24 protein-coding genes and 2 pseudogenes are annotated in these 21,536 nt (G+C 59.2%); 12 read left to right on the forward strand and 14 right to left on the reverse strand.

All coding sequences use genetic code 11. The features are described 5' to 3' along the window. Positions 1–6: 6 nt before the first annotated feature. From AC6I1V_RS15130 to AC6I1V_RS15145, 4 genes are all read right to left on the reverse strand, one after another. Positions 7–1,377, reverse strand: coding sequence for a dihydrolipoyl dehydrogenase family protein (locus AC6I1V_RS15130; protein ID WP_486850537.1), 1,371 nt, complete (start codon positions 1,375–1,377; stop codon positions 7–9). Positions 1,378–1,607: 230 nt separating this feature from the next. Further along, a complete protein-coding gene (locus AC6I1V_RS15135) occupies positions 1,608–2,432 on the reverse strand; it encodes a hypothetical protein (RefSeq protein WP_486854004.1) in 825 nt (274 codons plus the stop codon). A gap of 51 nt (positions 2,433–2,483) precedes the next feature. Next, entirely contained in the window at positions 2,484–3,935 is a 1,452-nt protein-coding gene (locus AC6I1V_RS15140; protein WP_482333138.1) for an aryl-sulfate sulfotransferase, read from the reverse strand. Positions 3,936–4,359: 424 nt separating this feature from the next. Beyond that, positions 4,360–5,037: a Crp/Fnr family transcriptional regulator gene (locus AC6I1V_RS15145; RefSeq protein ID WP_302554493.1), complete on the reverse strand. Its 678-nt coding sequence runs from the start codon at positions 5,035–5,037 to the stop codon at positions 4,360–4,362. A 262-nt stretch (positions 5,038–5,299) separates the two neighbouring features. Between AC6I1V_RS15145 and AC6I1V_RS15150 the strand changes: the two genes are divergently transcribed. The 4 genes and pseudogenes from AC6I1V_RS15150 to AC6I1V_RS15165 all read left to right on the forward strand — a co-directional run bounded on the left by AC6I1V_RS15150 (position 5,300) and on the right by AC6I1V_RS15165 (position 9,093). Continuing rightward, a complete protein-coding gene (locus tag AC6I1V_RS15150) occupies positions 5,300–6,703 on the forward strand; it encodes an SLC13 family permease (RefSeq protein ID WP_302554492.1) in 1,404 nt (467 codons plus the stop codon). 82 nt (positions 6,704–6,785) lie between these two features. After that, positions 6,786–8,207 carry an aryl-sulfate sulfotransferase gene (locus AC6I1V_RS15155; RefSeq protein WP_486854005.1) on the forward strand — a complete coding sequence of 474 codons (1,422 nt, stop codon included), beginning with the start codon at positions 6,786–6,788 and terminating at the stop codon, positions 8,205–8,207. A 213-nt stretch (positions 8,208–8,420) separates the two neighbouring features. Beyond that, positions 8,421–8,725 (forward strand): annotated as a pseudogene (gene tnpA, locus AC6I1V_RS15160) (IS200/IS605 family transposase); the annotation flags it as partial. Positions 8,726–8,907: 182 nt separating this feature from the next. Continuing rightward, on the forward strand, positions 8,908–9,093 hold the full coding sequence (locus AC6I1V_RS15165; RefSeq protein ID WP_486854006.1) for a hypothetical protein: 186 nt from the start codon (positions 8,908–8,910) through the stop codon (positions 9,091–9,093). A 251-nt stretch (positions 9,094–9,344) separates the two neighbouring features. Here AC6I1V_RS15165 and AC6I1V_RS15170 read toward each other — a convergent pair whose 3' ends face one another. From AC6I1V_RS15170 to AC6I1V_RS15215, 10 genes and pseudogenes are all read right to left on the reverse strand, one after another. Next, a complete protein-coding gene (locus tag AC6I1V_RS15170; protein WP_486854007.1) occupies positions 9,345–10,520 on the reverse strand; it encodes a DUF4055 domain-containing protein in 1,176 nt (391 codons plus the stop codon). 9 nt (positions 10,521–10,529) lie between these two features. Next, positions 10,530–10,742: a hypothetical protein gene (locus AC6I1V_RS15175; protein ID WP_486854008.1), complete on the reverse strand. Its 213-nt coding sequence runs from the start codon at positions 10,740–10,742 to the stop codon at positions 10,530–10,532. 6 nt (positions 10,743–10,748) lie between these two features. After that, complete coding sequence (locus tag AC6I1V_RS15180; protein ID WP_497737169.1) at positions 10,749–11,003, reverse strand: hypothetical protein; 255 nt, start codon at positions 11,001–11,003, stop codon at positions 10,749–10,751. Between the two features lie 173 nt (positions 11,004–11,176). Next, a pseudogene (locus AC6I1V_RS15185) lies at positions 11,177–11,689 on the reverse strand (hypothetical protein); the annotation flags it as partial. A gap of 283 nt (positions 11,690–11,972) precedes the next feature. Beyond that, positions 11,973–12,455: a hypothetical protein gene (locus AC6I1V_RS15190; protein WP_486854011.1), complete on the reverse strand. Its 483-nt coding sequence runs from the start codon at positions 12,453–12,455 to the stop codon at positions 11,973–11,975. Further along, complete coding sequence (locus AC6I1V_RS15195) at positions 12,430–13,092, reverse strand: ParB N-terminal domain-containing protein (protein WP_486854012.1); 663 nt, start codon at positions 13,090–13,092, stop codon at positions 12,430–12,432. The genes AC6I1V_RS15190 and AC6I1V_RS15195 overlap by 26 nt, the downstream gene beginning before the upstream one ends. Next, positions 13,089–13,220: a hypothetical protein gene (locus tag AC6I1V_RS15200; protein ID WP_486854013.1), complete on the reverse strand. Its 132-nt coding sequence runs from the start codon at positions 13,218–13,220 to the stop codon at positions 13,089–13,091. Before AC6I1V_RS15200 ends, AC6I1V_RS15195 begins: the two co-directional genes overlap by 4 nt. A 71-nt stretch (positions 13,221–13,291) precedes the next feature. Continuing rightward, positions 13,292–13,663 carry a hypothetical protein gene (locus AC6I1V_RS15205; RefSeq protein WP_486854014.1) on the reverse strand — a complete coding sequence of 124 codons (372 nt, stop codon included), beginning with the start codon at positions 13,661–13,663 and terminating at the stop codon, positions 13,292–13,294. 116 nt (positions 13,664–13,779) lie between these two features. Continuing rightward, complete coding sequence (locus AC6I1V_RS15210) at positions 13,780–13,938, reverse strand: hypothetical protein (RefSeq protein WP_486854015.1); 159 nt, start codon at positions 13,936–13,938, stop codon at positions 13,780–13,782. Between the two features lie 58 nt (positions 13,939–13,996). Next, the gene (locus AC6I1V_RS15215; protein WP_486854016.1) at positions 13,997–14,272 is read right to left on the reverse strand and encodes a hypothetical protein; all 276 of its coding nucleotides are present in this window, start codon (positions 14,270–14,272) and stop codon (positions 13,997–13,999) included. Positions 14,273–14,381: 109 nt separating this feature from the next. Here AC6I1V_RS15215 and AC6I1V_RS15220 point away from each other — a divergent pair, with 109 nt between their 5' ends. The 8 genes from AC6I1V_RS15220 (at position 14,382) to AC6I1V_RS15255 (ending at position 21,536) form a co-directional block, all read left to right on the forward strand. Beyond that, positions 14,382–14,711, forward strand: a complete 330-nt coding sequence (locus tag AC6I1V_RS15220; protein ID WP_486854017.1) for a hypothetical protein — start codon at positions 14,382–14,384, stop codon at positions 14,709–14,711. Beyond that, on the forward strand, positions 14,708–14,986 hold the full coding sequence (locus tag AC6I1V_RS15225; RefSeq protein ID WP_497737170.1) for a hypothetical protein: 279 nt from the start codon (positions 14,708–14,710) through the stop codon (positions 14,984–14,986). The genes AC6I1V_RS15220 and AC6I1V_RS15225 overlap by 4 nt, the downstream gene beginning before the upstream one ends. A gap of 40 nt (positions 14,987–15,026) precedes the next feature. Further along, complete coding sequence (locus tag AC6I1V_RS15230; RefSeq protein ID WP_497737171.1) at positions 15,027–15,542, forward strand: helix-turn-helix domain-containing protein; 516 nt, start codon at positions 15,027–15,029, stop codon at positions 15,540–15,542. Positions 15,543–15,707: 165 nt separating this feature from the next. Beyond that, a complete protein-coding gene (locus AC6I1V_RS15235; protein ID WP_486854336.1) occupies positions 15,708–16,064 on the forward strand; it encodes a hypothetical protein in 357 nt (118 codons plus the stop codon). Beyond that, positions 16,057–17,529, forward strand: coding sequence for a phage terminase large subunit (terL, locus tag AC6I1V_RS15240; RefSeq protein WP_486854337.1), 1,473 nt, complete (start codon positions 16,057–16,059; stop codon positions 17,527–17,529). Before AC6I1V_RS15235 ends, terL begins: the two co-directional genes overlap by 8 nt. Before the next feature lie 125 nt (positions 17,530–17,654). Next, entirely contained in the window at positions 17,655–18,380 is a 726-nt protein-coding gene (locus AC6I1V_RS15245) for a hypothetical protein (RefSeq protein ID WP_486854338.1), read from the forward strand. A 105-nt stretch (positions 18,381–18,485) separates the two neighbouring features. Next, a complete protein-coding gene (locus AC6I1V_RS15250) occupies positions 18,486–19,079 on the forward strand; it encodes a PM0109 family protein (RefSeq protein ID WP_486854339.1) in 594 nt (197 codons plus the stop codon). Between the two features lie 192 nt (positions 19,080–19,271). Then, positions 19,272–21,536, forward strand: coding sequence for an anti-CBASS protein Acb1 family protein (locus AC6I1V_RS15255; protein ID WP_486854340.1), 2,265 nt, complete (start codon positions 19,272–19,274; stop codon positions 21,534–21,536).

Here is a 21,536-nt window from a genome sequence, read left to right on the forward strand (position 1 = left end):
AGATTGTTATGCTTCGGTCACGCTTACACGGGGGGCACGGATGGCGGCGGGGAGGATTTCGTCCAGCGTGGGGTGCCCGAACATGACTTCATGCAGCTTTTCGGGGACATATCCGCCGACCATGAGCAGTTGCGCCACGGTGACGAGGTGGGAGACGCCGTGCCCGACGGCGGCGATGCCCGCGATGACGTCGCCGTCCCAGACCACCTTGACGAAGCCGCCGGAAGCGCCCGCGGCCTGCGCGATGGGATTCAGGGTCAGCGGGGCCTGGGACACGGAGACGGCCTTTCCGGCGGCGAGCAGGGCCTTGGCGGTCTGTCCGACGCGCATGACTTCGGTGCTGCCGTAGATGCAGGACGGCACCGGGCCGGGCACATACGCGCCATGCTCCTGCCCCAAAATCCGGCGGGCGACGTATGCGCCCTGATGATCGGCTGCATGGGCCAGCAGTGTGAGCCCGTTCACGTCGCCGATGGCGTACACGCCTTCGGCGGCCAGCAGGTGTTCATCCACTTCCACGAAGCCTCGGCGTTTCAGCGCGCAGCCTGCCTTTTCGCAGCCGAGCCCGGCGGTGTTCGGGGTCCGGCCCACGGCGACCAGCGCCTTGGAGGCGGTCAGCACCCGGCCGTCGCCGAGAGTCAATTCGGCCTGCCCGTCCTTGGTGACCAGCGATTTCGCCATCACGCCCGCGATGCAGGTACGGCCCGCCTTGCCCAGCGTGCGATCCAGTTCCTTTGCGATATCGTTGTCTTCCGTAGGCGCGATGTGCGGCGCGGCTTCCACGATGGTCACCTTGGTGCCCATCAGGCCGAAGAAATCGCCGAGTTCGAGGCCGATGGCCCCGGCACCCACGATGATCAGGCTTTCGGGCACCTCAGGGAGGTTCAGGATGCCGGTACTGTCGAGCACGGCGGCGCCGTCGGGAGCCAGCCCAGGAAAAGATGCGCTGGACGAACCGCAGGACAGGATGATGTCGTCAGCCGTCAACATTTCTTCTCCAGCTTCGGAGCGGATCGCTATGTGCCCTTTTCCCGCGATGACGCCGTATCCCTGATACAGGGTAATCCCCGCGGCGGTCAGGGCTTTGGCGAGGGCCTGGCTCGATCCCTTGATGAAACGGCCCACACGGGCCTGCAACGCCTTGTAGTCGATGTCGATGCCTCCCTTCATGGTTCGCAGGCGTTCCTGCGCCCTGAGCATGGCGAGCGGAGCCGTCGCGCCGAGCAGCATCTTGGTGGGGATACAACCGCAGTTCAGGCAGGTGCCGCCCCAATGGTTGTCCTCAATGATCGCGACCCGTTTGCCGCCCGCCGCCAGTTCCTTCGCCGCCGTCGTGCCGCCGGGGCCGCCGCCGATAATGAGTACGTCGTAGTGCATGAGTTGCCTCGCTTTGGATTTGGGGCGTTACCCGCTTATCAAAAGGGTATGGAAGGAGAGGCGGACGCGACGCGCCAGCCGGAACCTTCCCCAAATCCCGTCGCCCAGTTTTTCCTAAACAGAGACAATCCGGGAAAACAGCCGACAGGGATCCGATGAGGTTAAAAGCAGTTGAAGAGGGGGGAAGGGGAGCTTTCTCCAGAAAGTTTCCCTTCCCCTGATTCGCTTTCCTATTTCTGAATATCGGCCTTGAACAGAAATTCGCGGGACGCGGAGCGGTACTTGAGCAGCATGGGATCGGTCACGGGCTCAAGGCCCTGCATACCCTGAGGCATATCGGGCGTCACGGACGCGATGGCATAGGGAAGCTGATGGTCGCCGCAGGCGTCGAAGACCATGCGGGCTGCTTCCCCGGCTTCGTCGCGGCTCGGCCAGCGCGCGCCGCCGTCCCCGGGGATCGGCGCGGCGAGGAAGCGGATTTCATGATTCGGGAACGCCTTGACCCGTTCGATGGTCTTGGCAAGCTCCTCCTTGGAAGGCGACGCACCGAACAGGATTTCGTACACGGAGGTCGGGCCGTGGATGTTGAGCTGGACCTTGGCGAGCACATCGAGGCCGGCGAGCCGTTCGAGCAACGCCGGGTTGCGCCCGTCCGTCTGCATGCAGACCGTGAGCCCGCCCTTGGCGAGCTGCTGCACCAGCTCGACGAAATGTTCCTCCTCGGCGGCGGGGCACTGCGAAAGATAGAGGCCGGAAATCCAGCCGTGCAGGAGATCGCTGCGCGTCACCGCGCCTTCGAGCGCATGGCCGGACAGCAGATAGGCGATGATTTCGCCGGACCCTTGTTTGATCACCGTGCCGTCGTCGAACAGCGGGAACTCCACGCCTTCGGGATTACGGTAGATGGCCTTGCGGTTGGCACGGTAGAAGGCGTTGAAAGTCGGGGCGTCGGCCTTGAAATCCACCGCGTCATAGGCGATCCGGCGTTCGGCGAGAAAACCCTTGACGATTTTGCACCGCAGGCAGTCCGGTGCCGTATACAATGTGATGCTCATGGCTGCTCTCTGAAAAGAGGCGGGGAAAGCTCCCCGCCTCGGGTTGTCTTGTTACTTGTCGGTCGGGTCTTCCACGGAAGCCACGCACAGGGCGTTGCTGCCTTCGTACGGCACGCACCCTTCAACGCTCACTTCCTTGTCGCGATCACCCAGGGCGGCGGCGCCGGGGACGCGGAAGGTGGCAACGTCCAGCGGCCTGATGGGGGTTTCGGCGGGCTTGGCGGCCTGCGGGACCCATTCGTACGGAACGCGGTAGGCGCGGTAGGTCATGTTCATGGGGACGAACGTGCCCTTGTAGGGAGAAATGAATTCCCACACGATCTTGTGGTCGGGCGTCACTTCAAAGACGCGGCCGTCGGAACCTTCGGTGATCAGCGTGTTGCCGTTGGGCAGGCGCTGCATGCCGCTGATGAAGGGGCTGTAGAAGCGGTTGCTGTCCATCGGTGCGAGGAAACCGGCTTCGCTTGGGGTGTACTGCCACACGATTTTCATGGCCACGGGATCGATTTCCAGCACGCGGGAATAGTCGCGCAGCGCCGCCTTGACGCCGGTGGGGGCGCCGGGGTTCGGCACGTCGTAGCCGCCCCATCCGCCGTTGTCGAACACGAGGATGTTGCCGCCGCCGGGCAGGGTATGCGGGATCATATGCGCGTGGTGCTGCCCGATGATCCAGCCGATGGCCTTGGCTTCGGGGCTGTTGTCGTAATCGGGGCCGAGCTTCCACACGATCTTGCCGGTCGCCTTGGAGATGATGAAGATGATGTTGGCTTCGCGTCCGTCCACGATGATGTTGTCGGGATGGAAGCGTTCGTCGCCCGCGTCATACCACTTGTTCGGGCCGAGCACGGACATGGAGTTGATGTGCATCCAATCGCCCATGCCTTCGGGCTGTGTGGGGCGGTAGTTGGGGTTGCGGGCGAGGGTGTTCTTGGGGCCTTCGCGGAAACCCATTTCGTCGAAATGCTCGTTGCAGTTCCATTCCCACACGATGTCGCCATCCCAGTCCACTTCGAGGATCACGTCGTCGAGGAGCTGCTTGTCGGAAATTTTGGGATTACGGGCGTTGCGGTGTGCGAGGATGAGGGTGTTGCCGGAGTCGGTCTTGGGTTCCATGCCGGGCGCGTAGTAGCCGGTGGTGCTGCCTTCGCGCTGGAAGTCGTGATGGTAACGGGCCATCCAGCGGCCGGGGATGCCGGGATCGTCGATGTATTCGTTGCGATCGAACTTCCACACGATGTTGCCGTCCCAGTCCACTTGAATGACGTCAAGGCCATCCTGCACGCTGTACTTGCCGCTGCGGCGTCCGCGGCTGGTCATCAGATAGCCGCCGGGGAAAATCTTGTTGGGCATGCCGTGGACGCCCTTCCAGACGTTCACTTCGCGGCCGTTCATATCCATAAGTACGGCGCCGACTTCCTGCGCCTGAAAGATCGTGAAACCGTTCCAGCACTTTTCAGGATCGTATACGGTAACGCCGGTGGGGTAGATAGTCGGATGACCCATAACTGACTCCTTGATTTCGCTGTGATGGGAGAGAATGCCTCTTCGTATGACCGGACGCTAGCACCGGTCCGGGGGCGGCGCTGTTGCGTTTGTTACATTTGACGCAAAAGAATGCGTTTCAAGCCTCATGTCGGCCTGAAACGCATCAATCATGGTGTGTTCACATCCTTTTCGGAAGGCTGTGTTATAGAAAATGGTTGATGCTTTTTTCCTTGAAACTCCAAAGGGATAACCGGCAAAATGCCTCAGCCGTGGATCCCGCCAAGGGGAAAACCGGAAAAAAAGGCTGTATTTTCATCGCACTGTGGAGATGAAACAACCATAAACTATAACAGAGCCTTTCGGAAAATACGGGGCAAAGGGGCCCCGAACGGTTTCTCCACACACGTCCGTACAGGGCCTTCCATAGGGAAACGCCGCGGGCTTACCTCATCGCCAGTTCCAGAAAACGATCCATATCAAGGATGTATACCTCGTCCTTGGCATACGGCCCGATGATGGATTCCTTCTCCAGTTCGCGCAGCGCCTTGTTCAGGGTCACACGGTGAACGCCGAGCAGGTTCGCCAGTTCCTGTTGGTTCAGGCCCGGCGAAACGCACGGCGCGTTGTCTCCGTCCCGCACCCGCAGCCGTAGGAACCGGCAGATGCGCGAGGGCAGCTCCTCAAGGCTCAGGCTGACCGACTGATTGCACAGCACGCGGACCTTGGAGGCCAGCGATTGCAGCAGTGCCAGCGTCAGTTCCGGGTAGTGGGGGATGATCTCGTGCCGTACGCAATCCTGTGAAAAAGCGTACACTACGCAGTCCGTTGCCGCTACGATGGAACTGTGCGCGGGCACCTCGTCGAAAAATGGGGTTTCGCCCGTGACGCCCCCCGCGGTCATGCACATGAGGATTTTTTCCCGACCGTCCAGCGTCGTCCGCATCAGCCGCACTTCGCCCTGATACAGAAAATACAGGTACGCGCCCTCTTGCCCGCCGTGCATGATCTCGGATCCCTTGTGGAAGATCAGGCGGTTGCCGAGATGGAGCACCTGCCGCCACACGCCCGCTTCGGGGGGAATATGGGTAAATTCTATCAGTTTCGCTTCGTTCGTCTCCACATCTGCTCCTTGTCTGCGGCTCACCTCCCCCTTTACGGATATGCCCATTGTCACTCAGGGGAAAGCATTTTTACAACAGCAGATTATACACTCTTTTGCGCTACAGCAACGCATTTCCTTCCTGCCGTACCGGTCTTTTTCGACGTCGGGACGATAAAAAAACGTTTCTTTGAGAAAAATGTAGCAACCGTTACATCATGCCTTTCCTCTTCCCGTTAGAGTCTCCTTAAGTTTTCAGTCAACCCTCTGAAGGAGAAGAGGCATGAGTTCGCCAACCCTGGGAGCACGCGGAACGCTGGCAGTGAAGTGGATCATATCCATTGCGATCCCCATTATCGTCTATTTCCTCATTCCCATAGACGGTCAGGCCGTTACGTATGAGATGGCCATGTTCCTCGCCATCACTACGTGGGCGGTCTGCATGTGGGCGATGGACGCCATGAACGAAGTCGCCGTGGGGCTTGTCCTCCCTGTGCTGTACATCGTCCTGTGCGGCGTGAAGCAGCAGGTGGTGTATTCGCCGTGGCTCTCGGAAGTGCCCATCATCGTCATCGGCGGGTTCGCGCTCGGCAAGATTCTCCAGGAAACGGGCCTCGGCAAGCGCATCGGCCTGGCCTGCGTGCGCTGCATGGGCGGCAGCTTCGTCGGCACCCTCATTGGTATCACCCTCGCCGTTTCCATCGTCGCCCCGCTCGTTCCGGCCATCACCGGCAAGGCCGCGATTTTCTGCGCCATCGGCATCAGCCTGTGCGACGCGCTGGACTTCAAGCCCAAGAGCCGCGAAGCCACCGCCGTCATCCTGACCTGCTGCCTCGCCGTGGCTTCGACCAAGCTGTGCTACCTTACCGGCGGCGCGGATCTCGTGCTCGGCATGGGGCTCCTGCACAAGGTTTCCGGCATCAACACCGCCTGGATGGAATACGCGATCCACAACTTTCTGCCGGGCATGCTCTATACCGCCATGTCCGTCGGCCTCGTGATGCTCATCCTGCCTTCCAGAGTGGATCGGCAGGCCCTGCGCGCGACCCTTCAGATCAAGTATCAGGAACTCGGCCCGGTCACGCCCGAACAGAAGCGCGCCGCCCTGCTCATGCTCGCCACCCTCATCCTGCTCGCTACAGACAAACTGCATGGCGTGGCCGCCGGTCTGGTGCTCATCGGGATCACTTTCGTGGCCTTCCTGCCCGGCGTCCGGCTGCTCGACGGCCCCAAGTTCAGCAAGATCAACTTCGCGCCCCTGTTCTTCATCATGGGCTGCATGACCATCGGCAGCGCGGGCGGCTTTCTCAAGGTCACCGGCTGGATCGCCGGCATCACCCTGCCTTATCTGCACGGCATGAGCGATACCCTTGCGGGGCTCGCGGCCTATATCCTCGGCGCGGGAGCCAACTTCCTCCTGACCCCGCTCGCCGCGACCACGACCATGACCTCGCCGCTCGTGGAACTCGGCATGCAGATGAAGATGGATCCGCGCGTGTTGTTCTATTCCTTCCAGTACGGCCTCGACAACTACATCTTTCCCTATGAATACGCTGTCATCCTGTATTTCTTCAGTTCCGGCTACATGCTGTTCAAGGACATGCTCAAGGTGCTCGCGGCCCGCATGATCCTGACCGGCGTATTCCTGTTCTTCATCGCCATCCCCTTCTGGAAGATGGTCTTGTAACGTCCTTCAGGGGAGCAGGGAAGGGGTTCCTGTTCCCTACGCCAACATCAGCCCCCTAGGGAGGGGGAGAGGAGAAAACGGTATGTGCAAGCTCACCTCACTGGCTACGGCCCTGTTGTCCCTGTTCCTGCTTTGGGCCCCGGCGAACGCCTACGAGGCCATCAACGGCCCGCTCGGCCTGCTGTCCTACGACAAGGCGAAAGCCTACGATGGCTATACGCTGTTCACGCCCCACACCAAGGTATCCTCGTGGATTGTGGACAAGGTTCCGAATCCCGGCAGCAAGACCACTTATCTCATCGACATGGAAGGAAACGTCGTCCACACATGGAAACACGACAACGCCGCCTTCTACGCGGAACTGCTGCCCAACGGCAATCTCCTGCGCGCTGAAAAGATCGCCGGAAGCCCGGTGAACTTCGGCGGCTGGTACGGTCTGCTCCGCGAATATACGTGGGACGGCAAGGTAGTTTGGGAATACAAGGTCAGCAACTCAAGGCAGATCGCCCATCACGGCTTTGACCGTCTGCCCAACGGCAACACTGCCATCCTGATCTGGGAAAATAAGACCTACGACGAAGCCCTCGCCAAGGGCCGCGATCCCAAGGACCCCGCCCTCAGCCGCAACGGCATGGCCGCGCCCGGACAAGGCCCCGACGGGCAGCCTCTTCAGGGCATCTGGCCCGATGCGATCATTGAGGTGACGCCCAAGGGGGAAATCGCATGGGAATGGCATGTGTGGGATCACATCGGCACCGGCCCCGATCAGATTGATATCAACTGGCATCTGCCCCTGAGCATGGGCTATTTCGCCCGCGCCGACTGGACGCACTGGAATTCCGTCCGCTACAACCCCAAGACCGACCAGTACGCCGTCAACTCGCGCGACTTCGGGGAAATCTACATCATCGACCGCAAGACCAAGAAGATCGTCTGGCGTTTCGGCAACCCCGCCGCCTATGGCATGGGCAAGGCCCCGTCCGGCTATCATGACGACGGCGATCAAATTCTGTTCGGCTCCCACGATGTGGAATGGCTGCCCAACGGCAACCTCTCCATCTTTAACAACGGCACGCACCGCTCCAGCGCCAACCGCAGCACGGTGATGGAGATCAACCCCGCCACCAATCAGGTAGTGTGGCAGTATCAGACCAAGGATCACAACAGCTTCTACTCCGACTTCCAGTCCTCCGCCCAGAAGCTGCCCAACGGCAACTGGCTGGTGACCTCTACCAACAACGGGCACCTCTTTGAAGTCACTCCCGACAAGCAGATCGTCTGGGAATACGTCAATCCCATTTCCGTGGATGACAAGCCTTACTGCGTGAAGCGCGACGACGCCCCCGAAAATCAGGTGCACCGCGCCTACCGCTACGGCAAGGACTTTCCCGCATTCGCAGGCAAGGATCTGAAGCCGCAGGGCAAGCTCGCCGCCGGATGCCCCGACTGGTACAAGCTCATGGAATACAAGCCCGCCCCCGGCTACGGCCCTGCCAAGAAGTAACCCCTCGGACATGCGCGCCTGAACGGCGGCAGGCCCCGGCTTTACCCCAAGCCGGGGCTTTTTGTATAGAAAGAAAACCTCCCGCTAGGCGGGAGGTTCCGAAAAGCTTACAGCTTTGTATATGTTATAAAAACTCCTTTTGATTTGTCAGTAAAGCTTGCGGTCTGGCAACTGCAAGCAGCAACAAATCAAAAGGAGGTCACAATGAGTGGTGTGACAATTCTCGAAGTGGAATGCTGCCCGGATCATGTACATATGCTGCTACCGCCTAAGATGAGCGTGTCTGGATTTGTGGGGTATCTGAAGGGTAAAAGCAGCCTGATGCTGTATGAACGGTTTGGCGATCTGAATTCAAATACCGCAATCGTGAATTCTGGTGCCGGGGCAACTACGTGGATACGGTAGGCAAGAACAAAGAGAAGATTAGGGATTACATAAAGAAACAGCTGGAAGAGGATAAACTGGGTACGCAGCTTTGCCTTCCCTACCCGGGTAGCCCGTTTACGGGCCGCAAGTAACAGAAATGCCGATGCCAGATTCGCTATGCGGCCTGTTAGGGCACTGCTGGTAACAGAGCCCTACAGGCGCATATGAAGAACCACCGGCTAGGCCGGTGGGTTCCTTTTATAGATACTCAGATTTTAAAAATCTATTGTCTATTCAACGAAAGACAAACGATACCCTTCAAAGGAGTAGACATATGCGCGCTATCAGCAAGAAGGCCCAGAAGGTCATGAACCGGATCGTGAAATTGCTTGGCAAGAAGGATTACCTCAAGATCGACAACGCCCCCGGAGTATTCATGCCTTTGTTTGTTGACCGTACCGGGGACAACACGTTTGCGCTGGCGCACTCACGAGCTCTTCTTTCATCTAAATTTCTTTGAAAACCTGTAGTAGGATCTTCATCTCGTGAAATTACAAAGCAGACTTTAACTAGTATATCACTTTCCATAGTGAAAGAGTAGAATTTGTGTTTTCCTTGAGTGATCAGACTTACCGTTGAAATTGTAGTAGTCTCCATATGTTACCCCTATATCGGATATTTATAAATTTTACTATATAAAAATTATATAGTAATTGCTATTTCTTTTCAATTCCCATTTCAACCTCACCTACGTCATACGCTCGTTGTATTTCACCTCGATTCCGTCCTCCTTAGCTCCAAGCCACCGGGCGGCGAGCTTCCGAGGGCTTCCGCGCTGCGGCTGCGCCGGGCGAACCTGGCAAGCTGCGTGTCGAGCTGCGTTTTGTCGAGGGCTTTGGACTCGGCGGACTCTCCCACGGCGGATTGCGGACGGACCATACGGGGGGCGATTTCCCGCACGCTGGCCTCGTCGCGGGCAAGGGCTTCGGCCTGCGCTTGAAACGCGGTGCCCGACGGCTCCACGTACTGCGCGGTGATGCCGCCCGGTTCCGTGCTCATGAGGGCGTTGGAGCTGGCGACCACGAACGTGTCCCAATGCTCTTGGCTTACGCCGCCCACATTGAGCAGAGGGACGGCCCGGTCGAACAGCATCTTGTCGAGTTCCGAGTCCCGCCTGTAGATGCGCAGGATCAGGGACAGCACGTCATCCGTGGCGGGGAGCCCGGTCATGGGGGAAGTCGGCTCGAACAGGAACGGCACCAGCGGTACGGCGCCGAGCCCGTGTTTGCGCTCGCCGTCCCCGGTCAAGGCGTACTCGGTGTTTTCCTTGTCCTTCATCGGGCGGCGGTAGCGCATCCACGAGTCCCGCGTCCAGACGGTCAGGGTTTCGTAGCGGAGCGGGGCGGCGAAGGCTGCGGGGTGTTCCATCTCCTCGCTGTGGACGACCGCCCACGCGAGGCCCTTGGCGTCCATCCCCCAATCCCACACGTCATAGGGGCTGATGGAGGTGAAGTAGGGCACCGGACGGCGACCGCTGGCCTTGTCCCCCGCCACTGTTTCCCCTTTCTTTTGTTCCATGTCCACGATGACGAACCTCGCCCCGCCTGCCGCCGCGAGCCGGGTCACGTCCGCGAAAAAGGCGTCTGCGGTCATGCCGTACCTGTCGGTGTCCGCCTCGATGGGGCGGAGGGCGTCGGGCAAAATACGCTCTGGTCGCCCCTCGTTGATGAAGCTGGCAAACACGTCCACGATGGGGGCCGCGAAGTTGCGGTAGGTGGCCCGGCTCGCCCGGATGTCGTATTGCTTGTCCGATTCGTAGGTATGGCGCGTCAGATAGGCCCTGTTTCCTTCGAACCGTTCCCCATCCTCGTAGAGATCCATCGCCTTTCGGCGCTTGGTGGAGGATGCCGCGTACAGTGGGTGTTTCTGCTCGTAGCTGCTGTTCATTGTCGCTTCTTATCCGTGCGAGCTTCCGAAGAAGATTTCGCGCTTTTTGAACATGGTTGCATAGCGGGTTTCGTCGAGGGCGTGATCCTCGAATTCCGTGTCGATGTCGTCCGGGATGTGCTCGTCGCGTGGCGCGGTGGGCAGGGTGCGGATCAGCTCGGTGCAGGTGTTGAAAACGTAGAGCAGGGGGGCTTCCCCTTCCGCCCATATCCGTTCGCGCATCTGTTGCTAGCCCGTGATGCGGGAATTGTCGGCGCGCACCCACCGAACGTCTTCCGAGGCCATGTTGTCGGCAATGCTCGGCCCGTCCGTGCTGGCATAGATGGTCGGGTCCGCCGGGCCGGGATGTATGGTGATGCCCATGTACTCCCGCATGGTTTTTTCCCGCTTGACGATGCCCTTCGCCACTTCCCGGCTGGACATGCGGAACCCCTCATTGGGGACGATGCGCCCGGCGCTGCCGTGCCGTCCGCGATGGCCCACCAGCCCACGGAGAAGGGGTGCGAGCTGCCCCTGTCGAACGACCGGAAGCAGTACCAGCTTTTGGGGACGGCGAACGGCCTGATGACATTCCGATCAGGCGACCATACGTCCCCGAAGAACGCCCCGGCGACCACGTTCCAGTCGCCGTTGAGCCATGCACGCCGGAGGTTGTCGTCCGTGATGGATTCCAGACGAAGGAGGTACTTCGGGTCCGCCTCGATGAGGTGCTTGTTGTCGTAGATGGTGGCGGGGATGAATACCCGCTTGCTGCCCGCGGCGTCCGTGATGGGCGTGAAGGGCGGGTCGGGATCGATGAAGTACCGTTTGACCCACAAGTGCCCGACGCCGAGCGGGTTGGTCGTGCAACGGATGAGCTTGGGGGCCTGTGGGTTGCTGGAGCGGCAGAAGCCCTTAGCCGTCTCGTACACGTCCATGCTCGGCTGATTGCAGATCTCAGCGAAGCCGACGAACGGATATTCATGGCCCTGATAGTTCTCCATGTCCGCGATACGCTTGGCGTGACGGAACCGGAGCGTTTCACCGTCTGGAAAGCTCCACGTCATAGCCGTCGATCGGAATTTCGCGCCCTTGATGATGGAAGGGAAGAAACGTTCAGACTTGCCGACGATCTCCTCAAGCTGCTTGTAGGTGTGCCTGAAGATGATGCCCTTCCAAAATTCGCGCAGTCCTTGCCCTACGAACTAGAGATAGTCCATCAGCAGGGAGTCCGTTTTCCCCGGCCCGCGTGCGTCGCCGAACAGGACTTCAGGGAAGGGGCAGGACAGGAACAATGCCTGAGGGAGAGAGTTTGGCTGCCAGATTATTGGGAGGCCACGGCTGTCCATGCTTCCTCCGAAAAGAGGCCGGGAGAGACGAGCACGCCCGTCTGCCTGCCGTCATCGGCGTCACCCTCTCCTTCAAGCCGGGCGATGCTCTCCGAAACCCGGCGGATCTGATCCTGAACAGCGGTCAAGACATTCTCCAGACACTCCATGTACCGGGCATGGCTCTCGCTCTGGCTCGTGGTGGATCGGTTCCGTCCGCCTTCTTCGTTTGCTGCGCTCCAGTGAGCAACATGGCAGGGAGAAGGAGTTCTTTCCCTTGACCATTCATTATTCCGGTGGGCGTTCCGGCAATCTCCTCGGCGTCCATCGCCTTCTTGATCCGGCGCAAAATACGCAGCTCCCGCATTCGCAGGGTCTTGAGGGTTTCCCTGAGCGTCGTCAGAGGATTGATGTCCAAACTGTCGCGATAGGAAAGTTCCTCCGGCGTCATGGTTGAGGCGAGGATCGTCTCGTACTGCCCGGTCTTGAGGGCATTCTTCGAGCCCTTGGGGGCACCATCCTTGCGGCGGGAGGCTCCCCCGTGCATGTAATAGACCGTCTGCCCGTGCATGGCGGCACGGCGGCACCGTTCGCCGGTTCGCTTACTCTTTGCCGTACATTGACCCATCACACACCATCATGAGGGTTATTCCCCACTGTCGACGCCAAAGCGCCGGGATTTGAAAAACGACCGTGAAGTAAAAGTCCGCACTCTGCGCTTCCTGCATGTCCTTCATGCTGTCGGCCCGGTGGTTGCGTACCTCGCGGATTTGCTCCTTGGTGGCGGTGACGTCCTCGGTGTCCTGAAACAGTGCGGAGAAGCGAGGATCCCCGTCGAACATCATGACCGCCGTGGATTCGGTAAATCCCAATTCTTCGGCAGTGAACCCGTCTACCTGCATCAGGTTGCCGAGCATACCGACATCCCAATCTCCCTGAGCATCAGGATTGTTCAGAAATACGTTGGACTGTTTTTCTTCCCGGTCCGTCAGAGCCACCACGGTTATGCGGAGCTGATAATCCTTGGCCTCCGGATACTTCTCGTTGTAGTCGAGTGCCTTGAGCTGCTGGTGCCCTGAAACGATGTTTCCAGTACGCTCGTTCCAGATGATGGTTCCGAACAGGCCGTGCTTTTTGATAAAGGCGCGGAGACGCTTTTCCGCCCTCTCCCCAATGATGCGGGGATTGTAGGGTACCTCTTGGATCTGGGAACGCAGGATGTACCGCTCCTCACCTTTCTGAAATTTGGTCGCGGCGACGCTCATGTCGTACCCTCCTGTTTCTTCGCAAACACATACTGCGCCAAACTGACGCCCACGAGCGGAAACCATGATTCGATGTGGGCGTAATCCTCCGGGTAGACCCGACGGATCGCGGCGAGATCGTTTCCCATGAGTGATTGGAAGGAAAAGCCGAGGTGCTGCGTTTCCGGGGCGACCTTCAGCCTGTGATGCCGGATGTAGGCTACACGTCCGACTTGTTCCAGTGCGCGAGGGGGAAAAACTGCCCTCGTTTGGGATTCACCACGCCGCCGTCGCCCTTGATCATGGCCCGGCGTACGATGGAGTCCGCGATGCGTTCCCCTACCGCGATCCACCAGACGCCGGACTTCGACCGGGCGTAGGTGTATACATCGAGGAAGGAGATGATCGGCACGTCGAAATCGTATTCCCGGAACGTACCGTACCGGGGCCATTCCGCGAGCATGGGATGCGGCACAATCACGACGGGAACCCTGTAGCGACGCTCAACCCAGTCAAGACACGCCCGCTGGAACGAGAGTATCGGCCCAAGCCGCATGAAGACGGGCTGATCCTCTTGAAATACCGTGCGCACAGGTCAAGAGTCACAGCCGAGTCCTTGCCCCCGGAATAGAAGACAAGAACCCGGTCTGTGATGTTCGCAGCGGCCTTGATGCCGTCAAAGAGAAGGGTCGTGGCCGCCACTATGGATTAACCCCCGGAGCCGCCCATACTCTTGCGGCGGAGCTTGTTCCGACCGCGGGAACCGAGATCGGATCGGAAACGGTGTCCGTCAGTAGTCCCGCCAGTGGAGTAGTGGCGGTGCCCTATCGTGCCGGCAGCCTGACCAGCAGTTTGCGTCTTGGTCATAGTGTTTCTCCTTTTTCAGAGTGGATGTTCATTGCCTCAGCCGAAATATGTGAGCCGCTTATCCCGCGATCCAGCGCGAAAGGACGTTCCCGGCCGCTCCTGCCGCAGCCGCTACAGCCACGAGCGCGGCCATGCCCCCGGCCCGGCGGTTTTCGGCGGCTTCAAACGCGGCAACGCGGGTTTCGAGCATGGACATGCGCTTGCCGTGGGCACCCAGGTTTGAAATGACCACATCGTCGATACGCTCGCGCAGTCCGGCAAGTTCGGCCTTGACCGCAGACAGTTCGGCCTTCACTTCGCCGAGATCCCGCAACATCTGTATGTCGTCGCTCATTGCGCTTTCTCCACACCCTTGATCCACAGAAGCAAGTTCCCGGCCTCGCCTGCGGACGGCAAGTCCGAAACCGAGCGGGCCGAAGTCAGGGCCGTGACGGGGAAGTGATGTGCGGGCCGTCCTCGACTTCCTCACCTCGTGCGTTGAACTCATCAAGATGTGGCTTCGCCAACGGTACGGCGAACGCCGCGCTGCTGATCGTGAGGCTGATCGCGCTGCTGTTTGTGATGACGCCGGCGGCGAGTGGGTGCGCTCGATGGGCGGAACCGACCGCCGCGACAAGCCCGGCCCCCTTGACGCCGGGGCGGTCGTGACGGGTGAGTGGTCCTACACCTACCGGGGCGAGACGTTCACCGAGCCCGGCGAATGGGTGCACCTGCCCGCTGGCGAGGCCGGGAACCTGCTCCTGTGGATCAGGGGCGTTGAGGAGGCGCAATGAGCGACGATGTGCAGCTTGTCCGTGAAATCGGGGAAGTGAAGGCCGAACTTTCCGGGCTCAAGGCCGAAGTCGCGGGCACCAACCAGCGCCTCGACGACATCGTGATTACGCAGCTCAAGGATCACGGCAAACGCATCGCCGGGCAGGATGTCCGTATTTCGGCACTTGAAGCGGCGGAGAACAAACGCGCCGGGGGAATGTCCGTGCTTGCCGGCGTGGCTGCGGCGGCAGGCAGCCTCGGCGCGCTCATCATGAAGCTGATCGGCCCGATGTGAGCAGGAAACATCCCCATGTGTGTGAGGAAGCTCCATTTCCGTGAAGACGAATGCCGTGGGGATGACAGGCTGGCACGGTAATATCATCACTGTAATGGACACCTACGCGCTCCAGCGCCGGCTTCTTCAGGCGGAACTTCTTCCAACGGAAAAGCTTGTAGGTATGGCGCTCGCCCTGCACATGGACAAACGGACCGGAAAAATCCGCGTGCGGCAGGAAACCGTCGCGCAGGAGTGCGGCGTGTCTGTGCGGACAGTGCGCAGGGCCGTTGCTGCGCTCGTATCCTCTGGGGTGTTCACCTCCACGGCAACCGGACGCTCCTCGGTTTTGGCTGCCGGTTCTGGAAAGAGTACTGGAAGAGTGGACCGGCCACCGGTGTCCTATCAGACCGGTCATCGGTGTCCGCATTTGAAGAGGAAAAGGGCCCCCTGGGAGTATGATTTGGCGTACAGCACGAGGCCGGAGGAAGAGGAGAAACGGGGGCATGAAAGGTTCTTGAGGGAACGGGAAGAGCGCAGGCCAAACGGGGGGTGCGACGATGGCGGCACGATTTGATTGGGAATCCATCCGGGCCGAGTACGAAGTAGGGGCGAGCCAGTCCGATCTGTCCAAGCGGTACGGTGTGAGCCGGACGGCCATCCAAAAGCGCATCCGGGCCGAAGGCTGGGGGCAGGACATTTCCGGCACCGTGAACCGCAGGCGGAGGCCAAGGTTGCGGGCGTGGTTGCAGGCTGCAACCCTCAAAAAAAGGCCGAAGCCTTGGATCGCGCCGCCGAAGCCAAGGCCGCCGTCATCACCCGCCATCAGCGGGAGTGGGATCGGCATCAGGCCATTATGGATGAGGCGTTGTCCGAAGGCAGCTTCGACAAGGCCAAGCTCGCCAAGATTACCGCCGAGACGATTAAGATCCGGCAGGAGGGAGAGCGCAAGGCGTGGGGCATCGTGGACAAAACCGCCTTGGATCACACTTCATCCGACGGTTCCCTCTCTCAGCGTCCGGTGGATCTCTCACGCCTCTCCCCGGACGAGCTGCTTCGCCTGACGAAGGAAGCCTTCAAAACGCCGGATCATGAGTAGCCCAGCCATCCTTGCCGACATCAGGAAGGCGCTGGCCCGGAGTTGCCTCGCGGCCTTCGTGCGCTACACCATGCCCGGCTACAAGATGGGATGGGTGCATGAGGAAATCTGTTCCGAGCTGGACGCCTTCCTTGCCGATGTCGTGGCCGGACGTTCCCCGCGCCTCATGCTGACCATGCCGCCCCGCCATGGGAAAAGCGAGCTGGCCTCCCGCCGTTTCCCGGCCTACGCCTTGGGCCGCTACCCCGATCTCTCCATTATTTCCACAAGCTACGCCGCCGACCTGTCCTCGCGCATGAACCGCGACGTGCAGCGCGTCATCGACAGCCCGGAATACCGGGAGCTTTTCCCCGGCACGGCGCTGTACGGCAAGAACACCCGCACCATCGGGGACGGCTCCTACCTCCGCAATTCGGACATATTCGAGGTGGTGGGGCACGCTGGCTGCTACCGTTCCGCTGGCGTGGGCGGCGGCATCACGGGCATGGGCGGGCATATCGTCATCGTTGACGACCCATTCAAAGATCGGGCGTCCGCCGATTCCCCGACCATCCGCCAGAACGTCTGGGACTGGTACACGTCCACGCTGTACACGCGCCTCGCGCCCGGCGGGGGGGTGCTCATCATCAATACGCGCTGGCACATGGCCGACCTTTCCGGGCGGCTGCTTGAGGCCGCCGCACGGGGGGAGGGCGACTACTGGCGCGTAGTGAACTTCCCGGCCATCGCAACGGAGGACGAGCCCCACCGCAAGGCCGGGGAAGCCCTGCACCCGGAACGCTACCCGCTGAGCCAGCTCCTTGCCATCAAGAAAGCCCTCGGCACACGCGACTGGGAGGCCCTATACCAGCAGCGGCCCACCCCCGACGGGGGCAACATTTTCAAGGCCGAATGGTTGCGCTTCTGGCTCCCCAAAGACCTGCCGGAACAGTTCGACCAGCTTCTTATCTCGTGGGACATGACATTCAAGGACGGCGACGATACCGATTTTGTTGTTGGGCAGGTGTGGGGCCGCAAGGGGGCCGACCGTTACCTCCTCGATCAGGTCCGGCGACGTATGGGGTTTACGGACACGGTCGCCGCGTTCCGGGCGCTTGCCGCCAAATGGCCCGGCGCCACCCGCAAACTTGTGGAGGACAAGGCCAACGGCCCGGCGGTCATCGACGCGCTGAAACACGCAGTTCCCGGCATCATCCCCGTGGAGCCGGACGGCAGCAAGACGGCCCGCGCCCATGCCGTGACCACGTTCTTCGAGGCCGGGAACGTCCTGCTCCCGCACCCTGAGCATTGCCCGTGGGCGCGGGAGTATATCGCGGAACTGACGCAGTTCCCCGGCGCGCCCCACGACGACCAGGTGGACGCCACAACGCAGGCCCTCCGCGACTTCGATACCAAGCGGCCTATGTCCATCAACCCCGCCATCATTCAACCGCGTATGAGCCTGCGGAAGATTGGGGGGATTTGACGGTGGCCTTTGGCGAAAACGGGATTTCCAGATTAGGGAGGCAGGAATTCGATTCCCATTTTTCTCAATACAGCTTAGACTATGCCTGAAAGACGGCAGCATAGTGAAAAAAAACGGAGGGTCCTATGCTTCATGCCATTTGGTCTGGAAAAGCCCGCAGACTCAAAATAGAAGGCTTGGTGGAGCCTGCTCCTCGTTGGAGAGATATCTTTCATAGCAATGAGGATTTGTTGACGGCTACGGTTTTTGAGCGGCTGGCCTACCTTTCCGACGCCGTTTTCAGGCAGCTTATTGCTTTTATGACCGGAGAAAGCGGCGGGACGGGATTCTCCCTCAATGAAATTTCTTTCTGGCCCTGTTTGAAGGGTTGCCCCAATCGTCATTGGGTGGAGCCGGATATTATCATGCTTTTAGAAGAAAGCCTGGTAGTCATTGAGGTGAAACCGCCGAATGGGGGCGGATGGCAGAACCTGGAGCAATGGAAAAACGAAATAAGGGCGGCTGTGGCGGAATACCGCAATTCGGTTATAAAGCGTCTTTATTTCATCCCGCTAGGGAGAAACTGCTCATGGAGCGAAGAAGATATTGCCTCTGCAGCAACTTGTGCTGCGCCATTCAAGGCGACTATCCATCCGTTGGAATGGGAGCCATTCGCTCAGGCTTTGGAAAATTTGGATGCCGAAACGCCGCAGGATAAGCGCATTCTTGGGGACATCAGACTGGCCTTTGAGCTGTTCGGCATTTGTGGGGAGGGTAAAAGGATTTCTGCGGAAGCTCTCCTGACTTTTTGCAAATCGGTGGATCTTAATTTTAACTACGTTGACTTATTGAAAAAGCATCAAACTTCTTAGAAAATGTCATCGCGTATTCCAAGACGATGCCAACATTATCTATGGATGCCATCAGGCAGATTTTTTTTGATATCCGCAACGGCAAATCTTAGAGGAGAGGAACGGATGCAAACCCCGGAGAACCATCTTGTCTGCCAGCTCCAGACGGCACATCGCCTCTGCGCAGGATTTTACAATATGTTTTTTCATTCTCTGTTTAATGCTGTTGAAAGGGAGGGATTTATCTATCATTTTTGGAGCCCTACAGAAACCGATCCTCCCCATTTTAAGGATGAGGATCCTCGGAAGCATTGGGAATGGGATTATATCCCGGTATATGCTTCCCAATATGCTTTTTTAAATTACAAGTATAATGATTCCACTCGGAAAGAAAATAGGATACTTATTGTTAAATTTTATATGGATGAGAGTTTTTCTTCTTCTAACAGAACGTCAGAGGAAAAACCCGATCCGCTTGAGGGTGAGCCTGGCAAGGCTATTCTTCAGATAGGGCTTTATCGTCCAGTTGATACTAAGAAAGCTACGTTTGAAGAGTTATGGAAGCAATCCGAATATCCTGAGGAAGAAGAAAGTTGGGGACCAGTCACCGAGGGACCATCTGTTGAGGCTTGTTTTAAGATGGTTTTTTTGGAAGATTTTATCCGGAACCCCGGCATAATCACAGAATGGATTCAAAATGCAATGAGGAAAGCTTGCTGAAATTTTTTGTGGCAGGGTAAAAGTATCAGGTTTGTTTTTGCCCCTTTATAATCTTAGGAGGCCTCTCTTTGCAGGGGCCTTTTTCGTCCGTATAAGAAACGGGGTTGCATTCTTGCAGTAGAAAACGTTCCGTCAAGCCCCCGAACCTTGTTCACGGTGTAAATTCTTCTTCGCTCATAGCATGATGCACCCATGAGCAAGAAGCGCACTTATCGCCATGCTACCTCCATAGCCCCGCAAGCCGTGCCGCCGTCGCGCCGTCTGTCACTCTCCCCGGACGTGCGCGGCGGCCTTGCTCAACCCTTGCCGCCTACGCCCGACGACATCAGCCGGATGTACGGCCCTGCGAAGACGCTCGGCGCGCCCGAAGAGGTGCAGCTTGCGATGGACGCGCGGCTTGCGGATTCCGGCGTCTACTCCCTGCTTCAGCATTCGCTTGAGCTTGGGGTTGGGATTGCGCCGCAATTCATGGGCTACGGCGTACTTCAGAACCTTGCCCAGAACGGCCTGATCCGTGCCTGCGTCGAGACGGTGTCCGACGACATGACCCGCGCATGGATTGAGTTCAAGCGCGAAGGGGAGGGCGGTGATGACGCTTTGCTTACTGACCTCGCACAGGCTTGCAAGAGATTGGGGCTCCAGCGTCTTTTCCACGAAGCGACGGAGCTTGTAGGGTACGAAGGCGGCGCGTTCCTCTTCATCGATACCGGGGCCGTCGGGAAAGAGCTGGAGCTCCCGCTGAACATCAGCCAGTACTCGGCGGAACTGAACCCCGGCGGCCTCCTGCGCTTCGTCGTCATCGACCCAGTGAACGTCTTCCCCGGCGATTACAACAGCCTTTCGCCGCTTGAGCCGGACTACTTTCGCCCCCGCTGGTGGTGGGTGCTTGGGCAGCGTGTCCATGCTTCCCGGCTTATCCGGCTGGTGGCGAACGAATGCCCGGTGCTGCTGCGGCCCGCATATAACTTTTTAGGCATCCCGCAGGCACAGATACTTTGGGATTACGTGCTGCACTTTCAGGAGTGCCGCGCGGCGGAAGCCCGGCTGTTGACGAAGTTTTCGTTAACCGTCTTCAAGACGAAGATGGACGACATCCTGTACGCGGCCGGGGGCACGGCGCAGCTTGATACCCGCATCCGGTACATGATCCAGTCCATGACGAACGACGGCGTGCTTGCCGTGGACAAGGAAACGGAAGAGGTGGTGAAGCTGGAAACGCCGCTTTCCGGCGTGACCGACATCGTGCGCCAGTCCCTTGAAATCCTTGCCGCCCTGAACCGCACCCCGGCGGTCAAGCTGCTCGGCATCAGCCCGTCCGGGTTCAACGCCACGGGCGAATCGGACATCCGCAACTACTACGACCACATCACGAGCCAGCAGGAAAAAGTCCTGCGCGACGGCATCAAAAAGGCGCTCGACTGTATCCAGCTCCACCTGCGCGGAACCATCGACCCGTCCGTGACGTTCGACTTCGCGCCCCTCGGCGGGGAGGACAGGGCGGCCCTTGCGACGCTCCAGAAGACCAAGGCCGACACCATCGCCGTCTACATGGATCGGGACATCATCTCTCAGGAAGAAGCCCGGCAGTCCCTTGCCAGTGACCCGGACAGCGGCTTCTCCGACATAGACCCGGCGGAAGTGCCGCAGGGCAACGGAATGCCCGACGTCCTGCCGGAAGCCGGGGAAGGGACCTTGATGCCCGACATCGACGACGTGGACAAGGCCGGGGCCGTCTACGACGCCGCGTGGGACGAGGATGTCTGGCGTACCGCCGAGAACGGGAAACGGTATCAGATCGACACTGAAACAGGCGAGATCAAGAAGGGGAATGTGGGGCAGCCCGTCGTCAACCGGGAATCACGTCCCGTGGAGTCCTCCAAGCCGGACACGGCCCGTTATGAGGTCTTGGTGCGGGAGCACGGCGGTGACCACAAGAAGGCTGCGCATGCTTATTTCCGCGAAAAATTACAGGGGCGGCATGTCACCGCGCAGACGGATAATGGGCCGATAGAGGCGTGTTTTACCGGGGCAAGTTGGAAGGAACTCAAAAAAGATATGGCTATCGATCCGCTTAAGGCGGAGCTTGTTCCGCATTTGCCGGAAATCATCGCTACAGGGCGTTATGAATCCTCCACCCCGATGCATTTTCATCCCGACGTGTCCGTATTCCATTCATATACGAAAAGCGTTTCCACCTCGGAAGGTGAAAAGGAAGCCATTGTCGATATAGCGGAACGGCCCATGCGAGAACCCAAGCACCTTGTTTACAATCTCACACGGGAGGGGACTCGACCCTATACGGATCGAAGGCAAAAAGAATCGGCGCTTTCAGGAGCGATCCGTGGGCAAAACCACGGGAACCTGAAAACGCCGACTCATGGCAGCGATGCTGCTTTCAAAAGAAATATAGCTCCTTTCTTCGAGATTGTAAATATCCGTTTCGCCAATGAGGAGTAG

The organism is Bilophila sp. T19-St14, from assembly GCF_059728385.1.